Origin of the sequence: Mycolicibacter terrae, from assembly GCF_010727125.1 — a bacterium.
GTDB classification, from domain to species: Bacteria; Actinomycetota; Actinomycetes; order Mycobacteriales; family Mycobacteriaceae; genus Mycobacterium; species Mycobacterium terrae.
Genome location: NZ_AP022564.1, coordinates 2,636,699 through 2,654,652 on the forward strand (window position 1 = coordinate 2,636,699; position 17,954 = coordinate 2,654,652).

Here is a 17,954-nt window from a genome sequence, read left to right on the forward strand (position 1 = left end):
GCGGCCCGACCGGCGCAGCGGTCTACAACACGCCGTACCGGGTTAGGAACAAGTCACGTCAATTTCGAAGGGCTTGTTCACCGGCTGCATCGGGTTGGCCATGTCGACCCCGGTCGCGGTGCCGGTGATCTTGTATTGGTTGCCGTCCTTGGTCGCCTCGGCGTTGCCCTGACCGGTACCCGCGGTGTATGCCAGCGTCACACCGTTGACGTTGCCCAGCCCGACCGACTTCACCTCCGGGGGGTCGGCTTCGGTGAGCACCGCGGCGATACCGGTGGCCGCTCCGCCGATCGCGATGTTGACATCGCCGGCCATCGTCGTACACACGGTCGTGCCGCTGACGTTCTGGTCTTGGCCGTCGATGGTGACTTTGGTGTTTGCGGCAGCACCCTCGACGCTCACCGACGGGCTGGATCCACTCGAGGAAGTCGAGGAGGACACGTGCGTGCTTTCCGGGGTGCTTTCCGTCTTCTTGTCGCTGGAGCACCCGGACAGACCTACGATCGCGATTGCTGCCGCTGCTGCGGCAACCGTTACTGAACGCTTCACCGGTACTCCTTTGTTGTTGGTGCTCACGTGCCTGGTTTCGTGCTATTTGCTGGGCGCGGGCGGGGGCTGGCGGGCTAGGCTTTACCCCGCATCCTGATCCGATGGCGGTGTGCTGATGCCCGTGGCAGACCGCCCGCCACGCTCACTTGGCGAGTGTGCTGGGCGGGCCGACCTCGGCGCATCAGGTAATTACCTGATATTTGCTCCGGGAGGCGCGGTTCCGGACCCGAGGCGGGGGGTGCCCGTGGTTGGTCGTCTGCTCGAACGCGAAACGACGCTGGCCGACCTTCATCGGTGCCATCGGGCCGTCACCCGAGGGCACGGGCAGCTGGTGTTGCTGCGCGGGGAGGCCGGCGCGGGCAAGACCACGGTGATCGCCCGGTTTCTCGCCGGGCTCGACCCGGGCACCCGGGTGTTGCGGGGTTGGTGCGACGGATCGGCCACCCCACGGCCGTTAGGCCCGTTCATCGACATGCTCTCCGACCTCCCCGCGGATCAGGCGATCTCGAACCGGGCGGCCGTCGACGCCCAGGACACCGAGGACATCTACGCCCGCCTGGTCGGCATCGTCCGCGATGGCAACCCCTCGGTGTGGGTGATCGAGGACCTGCACTGGGCCGACGGCGCCGCCTTGGATCTGCTGCGTTATGTGGCCCGGCGACTCGACACGCTGCCGATGCTGGTGCTGGCGTCCTACCGCGACGACCAGATCGGCCCCACCCACCCGCTGGCCGTGCTGCTGGGTGATGTGGCGACCTGGGCGACCGTGACTCGAATGGCGCTGGCCCCGCTCAGCGCCGCGGCGGTAGCGGTCTTGGCCGCCGGTAGCGGCATCAACGCCCACGCGCTGTATCGGCTCACCGGCGGCAACGCGTTCTTCGTCACGGAGTTGTTGGCCGCCGGGCCCGACGCGCTCGCTGATGGCGGCCTGCCGTGCAGTATTTCCGAGGCGGTGCGGGGCCGGCTCGCGAGGCTGTCGGCGGCCGGCCGCGAAACCGCGCAGGCCGCCGCCATCTGCGGACCACGGGCGCACCCCGCCCTTCTCGAAGCGGTGTCGCCGGGCGCGGCGGCCACGCTGAGCGAATGCCTCGACGCAGGAGTGCTGTTCGCCAACGCCGACGCGGTGGGATTTTCCCACGAAGTGGCTCGCCGAGTCGCCGTCGAGCAGATCCCGGATTATCAGCGCCGAGTGCTCCACAAGCGAGCACTGACCGCACTGTCGGAACCGCCGATCGACCCGGACACCTTGGCGGCGCTGACATTTCACGCCGAACAGGCCGGCGACACCGACGCAGTCATCGGCTATGGCCCGGCGGCCGCCGAACGTGCCGCAGCAAGTGGCGCCAATCGGCAAGCCACCGACCTGTATGCACTGGTGCTGCGCCACGCCGGCACCATCCCCGACGAGCAAAAGGTGATATGGCTCGAACGGCACGCGTACAGCAGCTACCTGATCGGGGAAGCCGACGCTGCGGTGTCGTCGTGGCGAGCGGCGATCACGTTGCGCCACGCGATGGGGGACTCTGCCCACGAGGCCGAGGATCTGCGCGGGTTGTCGCACCTTCTGCAGCTGTTGGGACGCCCTGCCGAAGCCATGCAGGCGGCGTGCGCGTCATTGCGGCTGCTCGAAGACCTCGGCCCGTCCCCGCAGCTGGCCTGGTCGCTGATCAACATGGCTCACTTCGCCACCCTTGCCCTGGACCCGGCCGGCAGCCGGTATGCGGCCCGGGCGATGGCCCTCGGTTCCCGGTTCCGAGACCCTGCCGTGGTGATCCGCGCCCGCGGATACGCGGCGCTCGCCGACGTGTTGCGCAGCGACACCGGCTGGGACGAATTCGAGGGGGTATGGGCCGACGCGTGCGCTGCCCCCGGGCTCGAAGAACACTGCGGAATTTTGGGCGTCCTCCTCGGCATGTTCGCTGTCGCCCGCGGCGAATTCGGTCGCGCGGAGCGTTATCTCGCCGAAGCCGCCGCCCACCTAGACAACCGCGAGCTCGGCATGTTCGCGACCCTGGTGGCGGGGCTGCAGGCGCTGACCGCCCTGGCGTGCGGCGACTGGACGTCTGCCGCCCTCACGGCCGAACAGGTCCTGACCCAGCGTGGACTCACCCCCCAGCACCGGATCGCGCCGTTGATCACCGTCGCCTTGATCCGGGCACGCCGTGGCGAGGAACCCGTTTGGCCACTACTCGATGAGGCCCTCGAGTGCGCGACGGGCAGCGTGCTGCGCCTGTCGGTCTGCGCCGCACGCGCCGAGGCCGCCTGGCTGGCCGACGGCGACGAGGCGGCCCGCCGCTGCGCCACCGCACACCTCACGGCGTCCGGCACGGCCCACGAGTGGCTAGGGGGTGCCCCGCGGCGCTGGGCTCATCTGGCCGGGGCCCGATCCGGTAGCGACGTCATCGCCGCCACACCCTATGAACGTGAAATCAACGGGGATTGGTGCACGGCCGCGCGGGAGTGGATCCTCCGCGGCTGCCCCTATGATGCCGCGATCGCTCAACTCGGCGGCGACATCGAGGCCGTCGAGACCGCGCTGGGAACCTTCCGCCAGCTCGGTGCCCGCACCGCGGCCCGTCGCGCCCAGCAACGCCTCGCCCAATTGCGCGGTCGCGATCCCGACCGCCGCCGCAAAGACACCAGCGCTGACCCACATGGCCTCACCAAGCGCCAACGCGACGTCCTCGAACTGCTTGCCGCCGGGCACAGCGACGCCGAAATCGCCACCGCTTTGTACATCAGCACCAAAACCGCCAACACCCACGTATGCGCGATCATGGCCAAACTCGGCGTCCACAACCGCACCCAGGCTGCCGCCTACGCCTACCGACAACCCCGGTGAGTCATCCCAAACCATGTTGACCAGCAACCTACTTCGTCCGAACCAGCGCATTCGCGCCTCGGCCATCTACGCGCTGCTGACGCTCGGCGCGCTGATCACCTTGGCGCCCTTCGGGCTGGGGCTGTTGACGTCGTTCACCCCCGCACGCCAATTCGCCACCGGAGCCCCGCTGTCCTGGCCGCACCCGCCGACCCTGGACAACTTTCACGATCTGGGTGGTGCCGGGTTCGGCCGGGCGGCCGCGGTCACCACGTTGATGACGGCGGTGATCGTGGTGGGGCAGCTGAGTTTTTCGGTGCTGGCGGCGTATGCGTTCGCCCGGCTGGATTTCCCGGGACGAGACGCGCTGTTCTGGGTGTACGTGGCCACGCTGATGGTGCCGGCCACCGTGACGGTGGTGCCGCTGTATCTGATGATGGCGCAACTGGGCTTGCGGAACACCTTCTGGGCGTTGGTGTTGCCGTTCGTGTTCGGCTCGCCGTATGCGATCTTCCTGTTGCGCCAGTACTTTCGTACCGTCCCCGACGACCTGGTGAACGCCGCGCGCATCGACGGCGCGAACACCCTGGACGTGATCGTGCACGTGATGGTGCCGGCCAGCAGGCCGATTCTGGTGACCCTCGGGTTGATCACCGTGGTCTCACAGTGGAACAACTTCATGTGGCCGTTGGTGATCACCAGCGGCGACAAGTGGCGGGTGCTGACGGTGGCGACTGCGGCCCTGCAGTCCCGCTACAACGCGCAGTGGACGCTGGTGATGGCGGCGACCACGGTCGCGATGATCCCACTGGTGGTGCTGTTCGTGGTGTTCCAGCGCCGGATCGTGCAGTCGATCGTCGTCACGGGGATCAAATGAGCCGGCCGCGATTCTCCACCCTGTTCGCGGTGGGGGTGGCCGCACTGGCCGCGCTGCTCGGTGTCGCGGCGGTACTGCTCGACGACGTCTCGACCCGCTCGGCCGCCGGCAAGACGGTGGTGACGGTGCGACTGTGGGACGAGCAGGTAGCCGCCGCCTACCGGCAGTCGTTCGCCGCCTTCAACCGGGCGCACCCCGGCATCGAGGTGCGCGCCAACGTCGTCTCCTACGCCACGTACTTCGACACGCTGCGCACCGACGTCGCCGGCGGCGGCGCCGACGACATCTTCTGGCTCTCCGACGCCTACCTGGCCGGGTATGCCGGCAGCGGGCGGCTGATGGCGATCGATGCCGACGGTGCGGATTGGGAGCCGTCCGTGGTCGGCCAGTTCACCCGGGGCGGGACGCTGTGGGGGGTGCCGCAGCTGACCGACGCCGGGATCGCGGTGTACTACAACGCGGAACTACTGGCCGCCGCCGGGGTCGATCCCGCGGGGTTGGCACAACTGCGCTGGGATCCGCACGGCAGCGGCGACACCCTGCGGCCACTAGTGGCCGAGCTCACTCGCGACGCTGCCGGGCGCAGCGCGGGCACACCAGGTTTCGACCACCGCCGCATCAAACAGTGGGGCTACAACGCCGCCAACGATCCACAGGGTATCTACCTGAACTACATCGGCTCGGCCGGCGGGGTGTTCCAGCGCGGCGACGAGTTCGCCTTCGACAACCCGGCGGCCGTGGCCGCCTTCGAGTACCTGGTGGGCTTGATCAATGTCGACCACGTGGCACCGCCGGCCTCCGAGACCAACACCAACGGCGACTTCTCCCGCAACCAGTTCCTGGCCGGAAAGATGGCGCTGTTCCAGTCCGGCACCTACAACCTGGCGGCCGTCGCCGAGCAGGCCGCGTTCGACTGGGGGGTGGCGATGCTGCCCCGCGGGCCGGAAGGCAGCCGCGTCAGCGTCACCAACGGTATCGCCGCCGCCGGCAACGCCGCCTCACCTCACCCCGAGGCGGTACGAAAGGTGTTGGCCTGGCTCGGTAGCCGCGAAGGCAACCAATACCTAGCCCGTCACGGGGCGGCGATCCCCGCCGTGCTGAGCGCACAGCGGGTCTACTTCGACTACTGGGCGCACCGCGGGGTCGACGTCACGCCGTTCTTCGCGGTGCTCGCCGGCGCACGTATCCCCGCTCCCGGCGGGTTCGAGGGGTTTCCGGCCGGCAACCAGGCGATCAAACCCTATTTCGACGAGATGTTCCTGGGCCGCGCCGACGTCGCCACCACCCTGCGCAAGGCCCAAGACGCCGCCAACGCGGCAGCCCGCCGATAGCCGCACACCGAGTTATCGCTAGGTGCCGCGCTGGCGCAATTCCGCGGCGATGCGCTGCAGAAACGCGTCGACCTGCTCTTCGTTGTAGCCGCGCTTCCCGAGGGGCGGCTTGGAGAAAACCCAGGTCTCGACGTCCTCGGGGCGCAGCCCGTCCTCGGCGGCTCCCGGCGGCGCCGAAGGTCGCTCCAGCTCCACTTCCACCAGGTCGAGGAAGGCATCGACCTCCAGATCGTCGTAGCCGCGCTTCCCGGTGCGGGGCTTGCCGAACTGCACGTTGCGGACGTCGTCGGCGGTTAGCCTGCCATAGGCCGCCGGCGACGCCGGCGGCCCCAGTGAACCCACCTTGTCGGTCGGCGCGTCTTCGATCGGCGGCGCCTCGTAGGGGCTGGAATCGGTGGACGGACGCTTCCGTTTTCCGAACAGCGGCATGGCGATAACTTACCTACCTCCCGAGATTGCAGCTACGCCGGAAAAAGTCGGGAATCGGCCGCACCTACGCAATCTCGGGGTGAGCTCGCCGCACCATCCGCGGGACCTCAGTGCGCCGTGGACACGTCTGATCACGTCGTCCGCCCGATCCTCGGCGATTACCTTGATGTTGAGCCAGCCCAGCTGGGGCAACGTGCGCTGCCGGCGCTCACCACGGACGTACTCGCGGCGATCGGTACGGTGCTGGTCGCCGTCGTACTCGGTTGCGACGCGGAACTCTTCCCACCCCATGTCGAGCATGGCGAACAGCCGCTGGTTGATGTGCACCGGGATCTGCGTCGTCGGAACCGGGAACCCAGCATCGATGAGCAGCAGTCGCAACCAGCTCTCCTTCGGCGATGCCGCCCCGCCGTCGACCAGCGGCAGCAGTTCCCGGAGCTGCCGCAGGCCCCTCGCACCGGGATAGCGTTGCGCGAGCATCAAAACCCGCTCAACCTCAAACGGAGTCGCTCGCGTCAGGGCATCGAGCCGGGCGACTGACTGCCCGCGCGGCAGGTGGCGTGCCAGATCGAAGGCGGTACGGGCAGGAGTGGTGACCGGAAGGCGGCCGACGAACGTCAGCTCATCATCGGCAACCATCTCGTTGCGTGCAATCACGCCTATAGGCGGTCGGCCGTTACGCAACAGCATCTCGACCACCGCGTCGTCGTCGACCCAGCGCGCTCCGTGCACTGCAGAGGCGGCGACGCCCGCGATGACCCCGCGCCGACGCGACCACAGCCACGCTCCACCGATCCGGTCGCACAGTGCAGGCGCCGGCCGATCAGCGGGGAGGTAGACGTCGGGGTAGATGCGCCGGCACCGTCCCAACCGGTGTCGAGAGATCGTGCCCTCGGCGACCGCTTCGCTGCCAAGAAACGCCTTCATACCCGGCGAGGATGCACCGCGGCACCGACAGAACGACGAGATTGCAACTATGCAGGGAAAAGCCGCGAAAAGCCTGCGTGAGTGCAATCTCGGGGACAAAGCGGGAGACGAAAGGCGAAACGCCATCTATCCGGTGGTGGACAGCACCGTCAGCTCGAGGGCCAGGGCCACGCCGCACACCAGGGCGACCAGCGTCAGGGCCAGCGCGTCGGCGAACTTCGGGCGCGCCGGTGACGCCGAAATCTGGCCCACGCCACCGCGAGCGGTGATCGCATCGCCCATCTCGTCGGCCCGGCGCAGCGTGACGGTGATGGCCGCGGTGATCAGGTCGATCGCCTCGCGCGCCCAGCGGCGGCGACGCTCCCGGCGGGTACGCGGCCGCGTCCGGGGCCGTAGCCCGCGGGCGGCATAGAGCACCCGGAACTCGTCGATCAGCATCGGAAAGGCACGCAGCGCCAGGGCCAGCGCAACAGCCCACTCGTCCACCGGGATTCGCAGCAGGCGCAGCGGCCGGCCCAGAGTGGCTACCGCAGGCGCGATTTCAGCGACGTTGGTGGTCCACGACACCATCGCACCCAGCCCCAGCAGCACGATCGACAGGGCGGTGATCCGCAGGAAGTTCAGCAGTCCACCCAGGCCGGCCGGTTCGCCGCCGGCCATGGCAGCGGTGGCACCGCCGACCACCAGCAGCACCCACAACCAGCGCGGTACCGACGGCAGCGCACCTCGCGGAATCCGGGCGACCCGGGCCGCGGTGAACACCAGCAGCGCCACTGCGCCGATCGGCACCCAGCCCGGATAGAAGGTCAACAGCACCGAAATGCCGAAGACGACGATCAGTTTGGTGCCGGCCCACCATCGGTGCACGGCGGAGTCGCCGGGCACCGGACGCAGCAGCACCACCGGCCGCGGGGTTCGACGCGTCTCGTTGGTCATGCCGCACCCGCCGGTGCCGGCACCAATACGCCGTTCTGCAGGTGCAGGGTCCTGGGGCACAACTCCCCCAGCCCGGCGAAATCATGCGAGATCACCACCACCGTCAGGCCGGTCTCGCGCCGCAGGTCCTCCAGCAGCCGTAGCAGCCCGTGCCGGCTGGCGGCGTCCAGACCGGCGAGCGGTTCGTCGAGGATCAGGGCCCGCGGCGAGCGGGCCAACAGGCCCGCCAACACCAGCCGGCGCATCTGACCGCCGCTGAGTTGGTCGATACGCCGACCCGCCAGTGCCCCATCCAGGCCGACGGCCGCCAGTGCGGTGCCGATCCGGGCGTGGTCGTGAGGCGAGAAGCCGGCCGCCGAGGCCACCTCCAGGCCGACGTGACTGCGCATCAGCTGCAGCCGGGCGGCCTGGAAGGACAAGGCGACCGCCCCGACCTGTTCGTCGGCGGGCCGGCCACCGAGCAGGCAGCGGCCGGCGGTCGGTGTCGTCAGTCCGGCCATGATCCAGGCCAACGTGGACTTGCCCGAGCCGTTGCCGCCGTGGATCAGCAGGCCGTCGCCCTCCTCGACGGTGAAGCTGATGTCGCGCAGTGCGGTCTTGGCCCACGGAGTGCCGCTGGCGTACTCGTGTCCAACACCGGACAGTTCCAGCACCGGCGGGGCGGCCCGGCCGGGGGCGGTGACGTGAGGCGGCGCGGTGGGCACCTCGGCCGTCTCCACCATGGCGGTGTTGTCGCGCGAGCCGCTGAGGTCGATGATCCGGTCGGCGCTGCCGACCTCATCGTTGTAGTGGGTGATGTGCACCAGCGCGGTGCTGTGGCGCTCGGCGAGCCCGGAGAGCACCCCCAGCAGGACTTCACGCCCCTGCGGGTCGACCATGCTGGTGACCTCGTCGGCGATCAGCAGCGCCGGTTCGCGGGCCAGCGCCGCGGCCACCGCCAGCCGCTGCAGCTCACCGCCGGACAGGCCGCCGGTGTCACGCTCGGCGAAACCGGACAGGCCGACCTCACCCAGCAACCGGTCGATGTCGGTGGTGGTGCCCGGCGGCAGGCCCCACACCACATCATCGGCGACCCGGGTGCCCAGCACCTGGCTCTCCGGGTGTTGCATGACGACCGCGGTGCCGCCGGGGGCGCCCAGGCCCACCGCGCCGGGCCGTTCGACGGTGCCCGCGGTGGGAGCGCGCCCGGCCAGCAGCAGCATCAAAGTGGTCTTACCCGACCCGTTGGCGCCGGTGACCGCGACGTGTTCGCCCGCGTGGACTTCCAGGCTCACCGGCCCCAGGGCGTCGTTGCCGGTCTGCGGATAACGGAAACGCACCTGATCCAGCCGCACCGGGACCGGCGCGACCGGACCGCTCTCGGCCGGCAGGTCCAGTTTGTGCACGTCGGGCACCCCGCGCAGCCGGTCGAGCACCCGCGACAACGCCCACCAGCCCAGCAGCGAGACGATCATCACCCCGACCGTCGTCTGCGCCAGGAGAAGCCACTGCCAGTAGCGCAACAGCACGCCGAGAAATCCGGTGAGGTCGGCGGCGGCCCGCTGGAACTCCGGCAACGGCACCTTGGCCATGGCAGCGGCGACGCCGTGCACATTGGCGGTGATCGCATCGAAGATCAGGTGGCGCAGCCGCGACAGCACGGCCAACGACGCCACCACGCCGGCGCCGAAGATGCCGCCGGCCACTGCCGAGGCCACGATCACGGTCGGCAGACCGCGACGGTGGCGTTTGATGACGCCGGTCAGGCCGCCGATGTAGGCGCAGTTCACCACGGTCATGAAGCCGCCCATGCCGGCGATCAGGAATGCGATGGTCGCGGCGGCCACTGTGGCGGCGATCAGCACCCGGATCCGGTAGCGGTAGGCCAGCAGGCCCATCGGCACCGTGCCCAGCAGCGCCAATCCGCCGGCAAAGGGCACCACGACGGCGATGATCGCCGTTGCCGCGCACAGCGCGGCCATCACCGCGGCCTGCGCGATCTCGACGGGTTGCATAGACCGAGCCCGGACTCGGGTGTGGCCCTGGCCGGTCTTCGTCACCCGTTGATTCTGCCAGCCGATCCGGACAGCACCCGTTACGCGCCGTTGCCCGAGGTGATCCACTTCTGTCCACTGTTGTGCAATACTCGCGCGATGGTAGCCCCCGTCCACGCCAGCCTGGGAGCAGACCTGCTCAGCGTCGTCGCTCGACTCAACCGGCTGGCCACCCAGCGGGTCGCCCTGCCGATCCCCGGTGCGCAGGCGCGATTGCTGTCGACCATCGAGGATATGGACGAAGCCCGCATCTCCGAGCTGGCCGCGGTCGACCACTGCTCGCAGCCGACGATGACCACCCAGGTGCGCCGGCTCGAGGACGCCGGCCTGACCACGCGTACGGCCGACCCGCAGGACGCCCGCGCGGTGCTGATCCGGATCACCGACAAAGGGGTGCACACCCTGGACCGGGTTCGCCGGGACCGGGCCGCGGCGATCGATCCGGAGCTGGACCGCCTCTCCGCCGACGACCGCCGGACGCTCGCCGAGGCGGTCGAGGTGCTGCGCCGGTTCCTGGCCGACACCGCTCCGGCAAGACCGGTCCGCTAGCGCCGACCGCGAGCGCGGCGGCGCCGGTGCCATCGGACCAGCGGGAATTCGGCGGAGATGTTTCCGGCCTGATCGGTTTGTCGAATATGCTCAGTGCGGTATCGGCCCGAAGCGATCCCTGGCCTCCCGCGGCCCCTGCGGCTCCTGCAATGGGCCCGCGGTCTTCGGGGGAAGGACATTGTGGCGGATAGATTGGCGCTGGTCACCTCGATCGCCGCCCAGCTGATGGCCACCACACCGTCCACGGCGCCCGCGGTCAGCGAGCGGGTGCTGCAGACGCTGGTGGAGCAGCTCAACGTCGACGCCGGGTTCCTGCGGCACAACGACCACGAGATCAGGGCATCGAAGCTGGTCGCCGAATGGCCCCCGCGCACCGATCCGCCGGAGCCCGATCCCCTGGCGGTCGTGTCGTTCACCACCGCCGATCCGGTCTTCACCACCTGCGCGCACGGCAAGCAGGTGGCCATCATCCGGCCGGAGCCGGCCGAATCCGGCTATGTGCGCCAGATGGCGAGGGATCACGCCATCGAGTCCCTGTCGGTGGCCACCGCGCCGCTGATCTCGGGCCCGGTGACCACCGGCATGCTCGGGCTGGTCAAGTTCCGCCGGCCCAAGTGGCGCCCGGAGGAACTCAACACGATCGAAGCGATCGCGTCGCTGTTCGCACAGTTGCAGGCCCGAGTCGTCGCCGAGGAACGGCTGCGCTATCTGGCCGACCACGACGACTTGACCGGCCTGCACAACCGGCGTGCCCTGGTCGCGCACCTCTCCGATCGGCTGGTCGCAGGCAATCCCGGCCCCGTCGGTGTCTTCTATATCGACCTGGACCGGCTCAAGCCGATCAATGACTACCTCGGGCACTCGGCCGGCGACTGGTTCATCCAGGACTTCGCCCGCCGGCTTCGGGCGTACGCCGGGAACCGGACCATGACGGCCCGGATCGGTGGTGACGAATTCGTCGTCATTCCGGATTGGCCGATGTCGATGGCCAGCGCGGAGACGTTCGCCGACCGGCTGCAAGGTGCGCTGCGCGACAAGGTGGAGATCCAGGGCCACACCGTCACCAGCACGGTCAGCGTGGGCGTGACGGTGGGGCTGCCCGGCGAGGACACCAGCGCCGGTCTGCTGCACCGCGCCGACGAGGCGGTGCTGGCCGCCAAACGCGGCGGGGGCAACCAGACCGTCAGCTCCACCGACGACATGTCACTGAAGAGTCTGTTCCGCAAGGACATCGAACTGCACCTGCAGGGCAAGATCGATGACGAATCACTGCTGCTGTACTACCAGCCCGAGGTCGATCTGTGGAGTGGCGCGATCGTGGCGGTCGAGGCGCTGGTCCGCTGGCGGCATCCGACCCGTGGGCTGCTGCTGCCCGGCTCGTTCATCAGCATCGCCGAATCGGCCAACCTGGCCGATGATCTGGGCCGGTGGGTGATGCGCAGTGCGTGCGCGGAATTCAGCTCATGGCAGGCCAACGGCGTCCGGACCAACGCCACCCTGCGCGTCAACGTGTCCCCGGTGCAGTTGGGCGCCCGTGGATTCGTTCAGAACGTGGTGGAGACCGTCGAGGAGTTCGGCCTGCGACCGGGGTCGCTGTGTCTGGAGATCACCGAGCGCGCGGTGGTGCAGAACATCGAGAGCACCCGGCGCACCCTGGCCGAACTGCGCGAAGCCGGCGTGCAGATCGCGATCGACGATTTCGGCACCGGCTACGCCGTGCTGTCACACCTGAAGGACCTGCCGGTCGACACGTTGAAGATCGACACCGTGTTCGTGCGGGAATTGGGCGTCAACCCGGGCGATCTGGCGATCGTCCGAGCGATCATCGCCCTTGCCGAGGCATTCGGACTGCAGGTGGTCGCCGAGGGCGTGGAAACGTCAGCGGCCGCGCTCACCTTGATGCGGCACGGCTGTCACCGGGCGCAGGGATTCCTGTTCTCGCGACCGGTACCGGGTCCGGCCGCCGAATCAATGCTGGCGTCGCGCTGGATGGCGATGCCGTTCCTGGCCGACAGCCAGGCTCTGGTGATCTGACAAGAACATCGCCCGGTACAAACCGGCACACAACCGCACCCCCGGCTGCCTGCCGGCGAGCGCGGCAGTCGGTGCGGTGCACCAACTCGGCTCGGCGTGCGGCGGCAATCGGCGGTGCGGACCCCTCGAGGTGCCCCGGGCGAAGCGCTGGGAGGAACTCACCGGTGTCGGCCACGAGGCGCGCTGCTGCGCCCCCGAGCCGTGCAAACCAGTCCCTCGCATAAATGGAGATAATACATACCTTTCGGATGTCGTCCAACCCACACGAGACTATTAGTCAGGCGCCGTGTGGCGGCGGGGGTGCCGCCCACACCGGCCGACTCTCCGGCACCGGGAAGGACACCCGCGTCGCGGGCACCGCCCGTCATAATCAGAGGCATGGAGCGACGCCGGAACACGCAAACCCCCCAGACCCCGATGGAGACTTTGCGGCAACTGCCGGCTTTGGTCGCTCTCGAACGCATCCCGGTGCCGGTGCTCGCGATCGCCGACGACGGCACCATCTTGTTCGCCAACACCGGTTTCGCCGGCATGCTCGGCTACACCCAGGAAGAGGTGCTGGCCCTGGAATTCCGGCAGATCTTCGGCGACGTCCCGCCCGCTGAGGAGTCCGCCCTGTCGGTGATGCACTCGTTGGCCAATCTCGTTGTCTCCCTGGAACATCGGGACGGCTCAACGGTGCGTGCGTTAATGAGCAAGTCGGCTCTCGAACGCGCCGACGACCGGGTTGCGCTCGCGACGTTCCAGGACCTCACCGAACAGCTGTGGCTAGATGAGCGGTAACGCCTCAGCGCTCGACGGCTGAGTCCGCATCGCCGACCTCAGGGCCCGGGCTGGCCTGATAACGCAGCGCCTCGCGGGCCAGGAATTGCTGAAAGTAGGACAGCGAGTCCGCCGCCACTATCGCGGGCAGCAGCAGCTCCCACATCCGGGTCAGGCGCCCGACACCGTCGCCGGAGCGCGACAGCAGCCATGTTCCCAGCATGGCTCCGGTGATCGACTCGGCGACCTGAGCGGGGTCGAGGTCCTCGCGCAGGTCGCCCTCGGCGATCGCTCGTGCGGTCTGGGCGGCCACCGCGGCCGCCCATTCTGCGGCGACGTCACCGCCGAGGTCGTTGGACTCCGACAGCGCGAAGACCAGATGGCCCGCAGCGCGCGCCTCCTTGTCGGTCGCCAACACCGCGGTAACGGCGAACATGCCGTGGATCATGCCCTCGAGCGCGGGCGACGACGGCTGGCACATCCCCCGGAAGGTGTGCAACATGGTGGCGAATCCGCCCTCGATGATGGCAACCACCAGGGATTCCATCGAGTCGAAGTGGTGGTAGAGGGCGCCTTTGGTCACCCCGGCGCGCTCGATGATCGCGGTTCGTCCGGCGGCGACGTAGCCGACCTCGCCGAAGACGTCGATGGCGGCGTCGAGCAGTTTGCGCCGAGTCGCCTCGGATCGAACCTGGCGTGCCATCAGCCCACCCGATCTCCGGCCACCGCCGCGGTCGCCGACGTGGTCTTGACGGCCAGCGCTGTGCGCCGCCGGAGGAACTGAAGGAAGTAGTCCAGCCGGTCGGCGGGCACCATGCCGGGGAGCACAACGATCAGGGCCCGCTCGATCTGATTCAGGAACCGCTCGGGTTCGTCGAGGTTGCTGGCTTGTCGCAACCCCAGGTACAGCGTCATCAGCACCCGGGCGACGTCCTGCGGATCGCTGTCGACGACATCGCCATCGGCGATCGCCCGTTCGGCGACCACGCTCAGCGCTTGGACCGCGTTGCTGAGCACCGTGGTCTGCAGGCCCTCGGCACGGCCGACCACCGGCAACAGATGCAGCACCGCGCGCGCGGAGTCACTGCAGATATCCTCGACCGCCATCAGATAGCCGACGTCGATCAGGGTCTCCAGGCCGGAGAGGTTCCGGTCGACCAGCGCCTGTACCGCCGCCCCGGCCCTGGCCAATTGTTCGTCGATGACGGCCAGAGCCAGCGCATGCTTGGAGCGGAAATGGAAATACATTGCGCCCTTGGTCAATTCCGCTTCCGCGAGGATGTCGTCAAGGCCGACGTCGTGATAGGGCCGCTGAGCGAACTGATGCGCAGCGGCGCGGATGATCTGCTGGCGCGTGGCATCGGCGCGCCGGTCGGTGGGTTCAGCCAAGGCGCGATCTCAGCCTCGTCACTGACCGGGAGTCGTACCGCATTGCGCTAACGCTAGCAGGGCGTTGTTGAAGTGGACTCTTTTCTATACTCGGAATCGTCGGTAACAACCGGTGGCATCCGGAAAACCTCAATTTACCGACGTTGGGCGGCCTTCAGTCTCCGCAGGTCCGGGTCAGGTCGCGGGTAGGGCAAAGACCACGAACTGGGTCACCTCGCGCGGTGCGAAATTGTCGTCGCTGACCAGCACCACCGTTTGCCGGCCGTCGGGCAATCGCGGCCCCAGAGTGATCCCCTCGATGTTGTCCAGTGGGTCCAGACCCGGTGTGGTCGACAGGTCGGCCAGCAGCGTCTTGGTCATCGGGGTCACGGCGTGCCCGGCCAGCGCGGGCAGACCCAGCACGTCGGTGGCGTCACCGATCTCGGCCCGATACAGCCGCACCGTGGGGCGGGCGCTGAACGCCCGCTCGATGACCAGGAAGGCGTTCTCCGACAGTGCCACCAGGTCGGTGAGGCCGTTGGTTTCGGCCGGCGCGGTCGCCGGCTGCAGCGGGTAGGCGTACTGGGCGGCCGGGGCGCCGGGTTCTCCGCTCGCGTCCAGACGGTAGGCGGTGATGCGGGTCAGCGCACCGTGAGCCTGATCCGGCAGGGCGCCGTCGTCGTAGCCCGGCCCCTCCATCGCGGCGAACAGCAGCCGGCCCTCGGCGGTCACGGTGAGGCCTTCGAGCGTCTTGTTGCGGCGCGGTCCGGTGCGCCGTGCCGACATCGCCTGTTCCGGCGGCAGGGCGAACTGACCGAGGTAGCTGCCGTCGAGCCCGGCGATCCTGACCCAGGGGTCGGCCAGCACCGGACCGTGCGGCCCGCCAATGAGCCGCTCACCCTCCGACGTCCAGTACAGCCGCTGTCGGCCGCGGTCGAACGCGATACCTTCCGGGTCGGGCGGCACGACCGGCGGTGAACCGGCGAAGGACGGCGGCCCGTACGGGCGCCCGCTCTCGTCCAGCAGCGGGTGGACGGCGCTGATCGTCGCATCGTCGACGCCGCGGTCCGACACCGAGAGCCGAACCGTGTAGAACCGGGCCGGCCCGCTGGCCGACCGGTCATCGCTGATCACGTAGTAGCAGTCGCGGCCGGAGTCATAACTGATTCCCGACAGACCACCCACCGCCGTGCCGCCGAATGTGGTGTTCGCCGGCAGCTGGATCTGGCCGAGATATTCCAGCCCCGGCGCCGCCACCGGGGCCTCGCACGGTGTGCAGCCGGCGACCAGTAGCCCACACAGCGACAGCAGCCGGGCCAACGTGGAACGCACACCGCACTTTAAACCCGGTTTACCAGCCGCCCCGCCCGGATACCGTGCAGGAGTGACCACCTCCGAAGCTCTCTGCGACACCTTGGACGGACGCTGGCGCGCGGTGAAGAACCGAGTCCGGGCCACCCTCTCCGACGAGAAATTCCGGCCGCACTACACCCCCAACACCGCGATCGCCCGTGCCAAGGTCACCGAACAGCTCCGGATCATGGCCGGCACCGGCGTGGCCGCCGACAGTTTCCGCAAGGAGCACGGCGGAACCGGCGACGTGGGCGCGGCGGTCAGCATGATCGAGATGCTGGCGATGTCCGATCTGTCCCTGATGGTCAAGGCCGGAGTGCAGTGGGGGTTGTTCGGCGGAGCCGTGGAGAACCTGGGCACCGAGCGCCACCATCGCGCCTACGTCCAGAAGATCATCGACCTCGAGGTGCTCGGCTGTTTCGCGATGACCGAGACCGGCCACGGCAGTGATGTGCAGTCGCTGGAGACGACCGCCACCTACGATCCGACGACGAACGAGTTCGTCATCGATTCCACCACCGGTACCGCGCGCAAGGACTACATCGGTGGCGCAGCCGAAACCGCCACCGTCGCCGCGGTCTTCGCTGCGCTGATCACCGGCGGCAAAAGCCATGGGGTGCACTGCTTCCTGGTGCCGATCCGGGACGCCGAAGGCAATGACCTGCCTGGTGTCACCACCTCGGACTGCCACTACAAGGGCGGCCTGCCCGGGGTGGACAACGGTCGCATCGTCTTCGACCACGTTCGGGTTCCGCGGGAGAACCTGTTGAACAGATACGCCGACGTCGATCCCGACGGCAGCTACCGCTCGTCGATCGAAAGCGACGGCCGGCGGTTTTTCACCATGATCGGCACCCTGATCCGGGGCCGGGTCTCGGTGGGCGGGAGCGCGGGCGCGGCCGCTCGGGTGGCCCTGGACATCGCCACCCGATACGCGTTGCAGCGCAGGCAGTTCAGTGCCCCCGGCGATGACGGGGCCGAGCACGAGGTGCTGATCATGGACTACCTGGCGCACCAGCGCCGGCTGTTCCCGCTGATTGCACGGTCATATGCGCTGCAGTTCGCCCAGAATGAGTTGGTGGGCAGGTGCCACGACCTGCAGACCGCCGACGACCCGGACGCCGAAGAGCAGCGTGAGCTCGAGGCCCGGGCAGCCGGGCTGAAAGCCGCCAACACCTGGCACGCGTCCCGGGCAATCCAGGAAGCGCGGGAAGCCTGCGGAGGCGCCGGCTACATGGCCGAGAACCGGCTGATCGCGTTGCGCGCCGACACCGACGTGTTCACCACCTTCGAGGGCGACAACCACGTGCTGACCCAGCTGGTGGCCAAGCAACTGCTGACCGCCTACGCCGACGACATCGCCGGCATGAGCCCGGTCGGCTGGGTGCGGTTCGCCGCCGAGACGGTCGGTGACCGGGTGCTGAAACGTACCGCGGCAGAAACGATCATCCAGCGGATCGTCGACGCCCGCCAAGACAGCGAGGAGGAGGGCAGCCTGTTCAATCGCGGCACCCAGGTGCACATGTTCGAGGACCGCGAGGAATATCTGCTGACCTCGGTGGCCCGCCGGCTGCGGGCCAAGTCCGAGGAGATGAGCGACTTCGACGCCTTCAACTCGGTCCAGGACCACGTGCTGCACGCGGCCTCCGCCCACATCGACCGGGTGGTGCTGGAGGCGTTCGTCGCCGGCATCGACTCATGCCCGGACCCGCAGGCACGCGAGTTGCTGGAGTTGGTGTGCGACCTGTACGCACTCAGTGTCATCGAGGACGACAAGGCGTGGTACATCGAGCACCGGTACCTGTCCACCGAGCGGGCCAAAGCCGTCACCCGAGGCATCAATGACCGGTGCCGGAAGCTGCGGCCGCATGCGCAGACGCTGGTCGACGGATTCGGGATCCCCGAGCCGCTGCGCTATGCCGAGATGCTGCATCCCGAACACTTGGACTAGCTGCCGGTTCGCCCTGCGGCCCGCCGCTTTATAG

Annotated in this window: 15 protein-coding genes; 7 read left to right on the top strand and 8 right to left on the bottom strand. The window is 68.6% G+C overall.

From position 1 onward, the window contains the following. Positions 1-42 precede the first annotated feature (42 nt). Positions 43-549 (bottom strand): lipoprotein LpqH, encoded by a 507-nt coding sequence (locus tag G6N23_RS12700; protein ID WP_085261177.1) that lies wholly within the window; start codon positions 547-549, stop codon positions 43-45. Positions 550-793: 244 nt separating this feature from the next. Here G6N23_RS12700 and G6N23_RS12705 point away from each other — a divergent pair, with 244 nt between their 5' ends. The 3 genes from G6N23_RS12705 to G6N23_RS12715 are packed head-to-tail and all read left to right on the top strand — an operon-like array spanning position 794 to position 5,578. Then, positions 794-3,391: a helix-turn-helix transcriptional regulator gene (locus G6N23_RS12705; protein WP_235653471.1), complete on the top strand. Its 2,598-nt coding sequence runs from the start codon at positions 794-796 to the stop codon at positions 3,389-3,391. A 13-nt stretch (positions 3,392-3,404) separates the two neighbouring features. Further along, complete coding sequence (locus G6N23_RS12710; protein WP_085261139.1) at positions 3,405-4,247, top strand: carbohydrate ABC transporter permease; 843 nt, start codon at positions 3,405-3,407, stop codon at positions 4,245-4,247. Continuing rightward, on the top strand, positions 4,244-5,578 hold the full coding sequence (locus G6N23_RS12715) for an ABC transporter substrate-binding protein (protein WP_085261140.1): 1,335 nt from the start codon (positions 4,244-4,246) through the stop codon (positions 5,576-5,578). Before G6N23_RS12710 ends, G6N23_RS12715 begins: the two co-directional genes overlap by 4 nt. A gap of 18 nt (positions 5,579-5,596) precedes the next feature. Here G6N23_RS12715 and G6N23_RS22600 read toward each other — a convergent pair whose 3' ends face one another. The 4 genes from G6N23_RS22600 to G6N23_RS12735 all read right to left on the bottom strand — a co-directional run bounded on the left by G6N23_RS22600 (position 5,597) and on the right by G6N23_RS12735 (position 9,864). Continuing rightward, a complete protein-coding gene (locus tag G6N23_RS22600) occupies positions 5,597-6,007 on the bottom strand; it encodes a DivIVA domain-containing protein (protein WP_085261141.1) in 411 nt (136 codons plus the stop codon). Positions 6,008-6,016: 9 nt separating this feature from the next. Next, complete coding sequence (locus G6N23_RS12725; RefSeq protein WP_085261142.1) at positions 6,017-6,934, bottom strand: type IV toxin-antitoxin system AbiEi family antitoxin; 918 nt, start codon at positions 6,932-6,934, stop codon at positions 6,017-6,019. 126 nt (positions 6,935-7,060) lie between these two features. Then, entirely contained in the window at positions 7,061-7,870 is an 810-nt protein-coding gene (locus G6N23_RS12730) for a CbiQ family ECF transporter T component (RefSeq protein ID WP_085261143.1), read from the bottom strand. Then, positions 7,867-9,864, bottom strand: a complete 1,998-nt coding sequence (locus G6N23_RS12735; RefSeq protein ID WP_085261144.1) for an ATP-binding cassette domain-containing protein — start codon at positions 9,862-9,864, stop codon at positions 7,867-7,869. The genes G6N23_RS12730 and G6N23_RS12735 overlap by 4 nt, the downstream gene beginning before the upstream one ends. A 138-nt stretch (positions 9,865-10,002) precedes the next feature. On the opposite strand from G6N23_RS12735, the gene G6N23_RS12740 reads away from it, so the two are divergent. From G6N23_RS12740 to G6N23_RS12750, 3 genes are all read left to right on the top strand, one after another. Further along, complete coding sequence (locus G6N23_RS12740; protein WP_085261179.1) at positions 10,003-10,452, top strand: MarR family winged helix-turn-helix transcriptional regulator; 450 nt, start codon at positions 10,003-10,005, stop codon at positions 10,450-10,452. Between the two features lie 225 nt (positions 10,453-10,677). Then, on the top strand, positions 10,678-12,486 hold the full coding sequence (locus G6N23_RS12745) for a sensor domain-containing phosphodiesterase (RefSeq protein WP_085261180.1): 1,809 nt from the start codon (positions 10,678-10,680) through the stop codon (positions 12,484-12,486). Between the two features lie 417 nt (positions 12,487-12,903). Continuing rightward, entirely contained in the window at positions 12,904-13,269 is a 366-nt protein-coding gene (locus tag G6N23_RS12750) for a PAS domain-containing protein (protein WP_019737033.1), read from the top strand. 4 nt (positions 13,270-13,273) lie between these two features. Here the strand turns inward: G6N23_RS12750 and G6N23_RS12755 are convergent, their stop codons facing one another. The 3 genes from G6N23_RS12755 to G6N23_RS12765 form a co-directional block, all read right to left on the bottom strand. Further along, positions 13,274-13,951, bottom strand: a complete 678-nt coding sequence (locus G6N23_RS12755; RefSeq protein WP_085261146.1) for a TetR family transcriptional regulator — start codon at positions 13,949-13,951, stop codon at positions 13,274-13,276. Beyond that, positions 13,951-14,637 carry a TetR family transcriptional regulator gene (locus G6N23_RS12760; protein WP_085261147.1) on the bottom strand — a complete coding sequence of 229 codons (687 nt, stop codon included), beginning with the start codon at positions 14,635-14,637 and terminating at the stop codon, positions 13,951-13,953. The genes G6N23_RS12755 and G6N23_RS12760 overlap by 1 nt, the downstream gene beginning before the upstream one ends. A 174-nt stretch (positions 14,638-14,811) precedes the next feature. After that, complete coding sequence (locus G6N23_RS12765; RefSeq protein WP_085261148.1) at positions 14,812-15,948, bottom strand: esterase-like activity of phytase family protein; 1,137 nt, start codon at positions 15,946-15,948, stop codon at positions 14,812-14,814. Positions 15,949-16,000: 52 nt separating this feature from the next. On the opposite strand from G6N23_RS12765, the gene G6N23_RS12770 reads away from it, so the two are divergent. Beyond that, on the top strand, positions 16,001-17,920 hold the full coding sequence (locus G6N23_RS12770) for an acyl-CoA dehydrogenase family protein (protein ID WP_085261149.1): 1,920 nt from the start codon (positions 16,001-16,003) through the stop codon (positions 17,918-17,920). The last annotated feature ends 34 nt before the right edge of the window (positions 17,921-17,954 follow it).

Excerpts from the sequence above, each read along its gene's own strand:
- G6N23_RS12740 (WP_085261179.1), top strand. The coding sequence starts at position 10,003 with ATGGTAGCCCCCGTCCACGCCAGCCTGGGAGCAGACCTGCTCAGCGTC.
- G6N23_RS12715 (WP_085261140.1), top strand. The coding sequence starts at position 4,244 with ATGAGCCGGCCGCGATTCTCCACCCTGTTCGCGGTGGGGGTGGCCGCA.
- G6N23_RS12730 (WP_085261143.1), bottom strand. The coding sequence starts at position 7,870 with ATGACCAACGAGACGCGTCGAACCCCGCGGCCGGTGGTGCTGCTGCGT.
- G6N23_RS22600 (WP_085261141.1), bottom strand. The coding sequence starts at position 6,007 with ATGCCGCTGTTCGGAAAACGGAAGCGTCCGTCCACCGATTCCAGCCCC.
- G6N23_RS12710 (WP_085261139.1), top strand. The coding sequence starts at position 3,405 with ATGTTGACCAGCAACCTACTTCGTCCGAACCAGCGCATTCGCGCCTCG.
- G6N23_RS12750 (WP_019737033.1), top strand. The coding sequence starts at position 12,904 with ATGGAGACTTTGCGGCAACTGCCGGCTTTGGTCGCTCTCGAACGCATC.
- G6N23_RS12755 (WP_085261146.1), bottom strand. The coding sequence starts at position 13,951 with ATGGCACGCCAGGTTCGATCCGAGGCGACTCGGCGCAAACTGCTCGAC.
- G6N23_RS12745 (WP_085261180.1), top strand. The coding sequence starts at position 10,678 with ATGGCCACCACACCGTCCACGGCGCCCGCGGTCAGCGAGCGGGTGCTG.
- G6N23_RS12735 (WP_085261144.1), bottom strand. The coding sequence starts at position 9,864 with ATGCAACCCGTCGAGATCGCGCAGGCCGCGGTGATGGCCGCGCTGTGC.
- G6N23_RS12725 (WP_085261142.1), bottom strand. The coding sequence starts at position 6,934 with ATGAAGGCGTTTCTTGGCAGCGAAGCGGTCGCCGAGGGCACGATCTCT.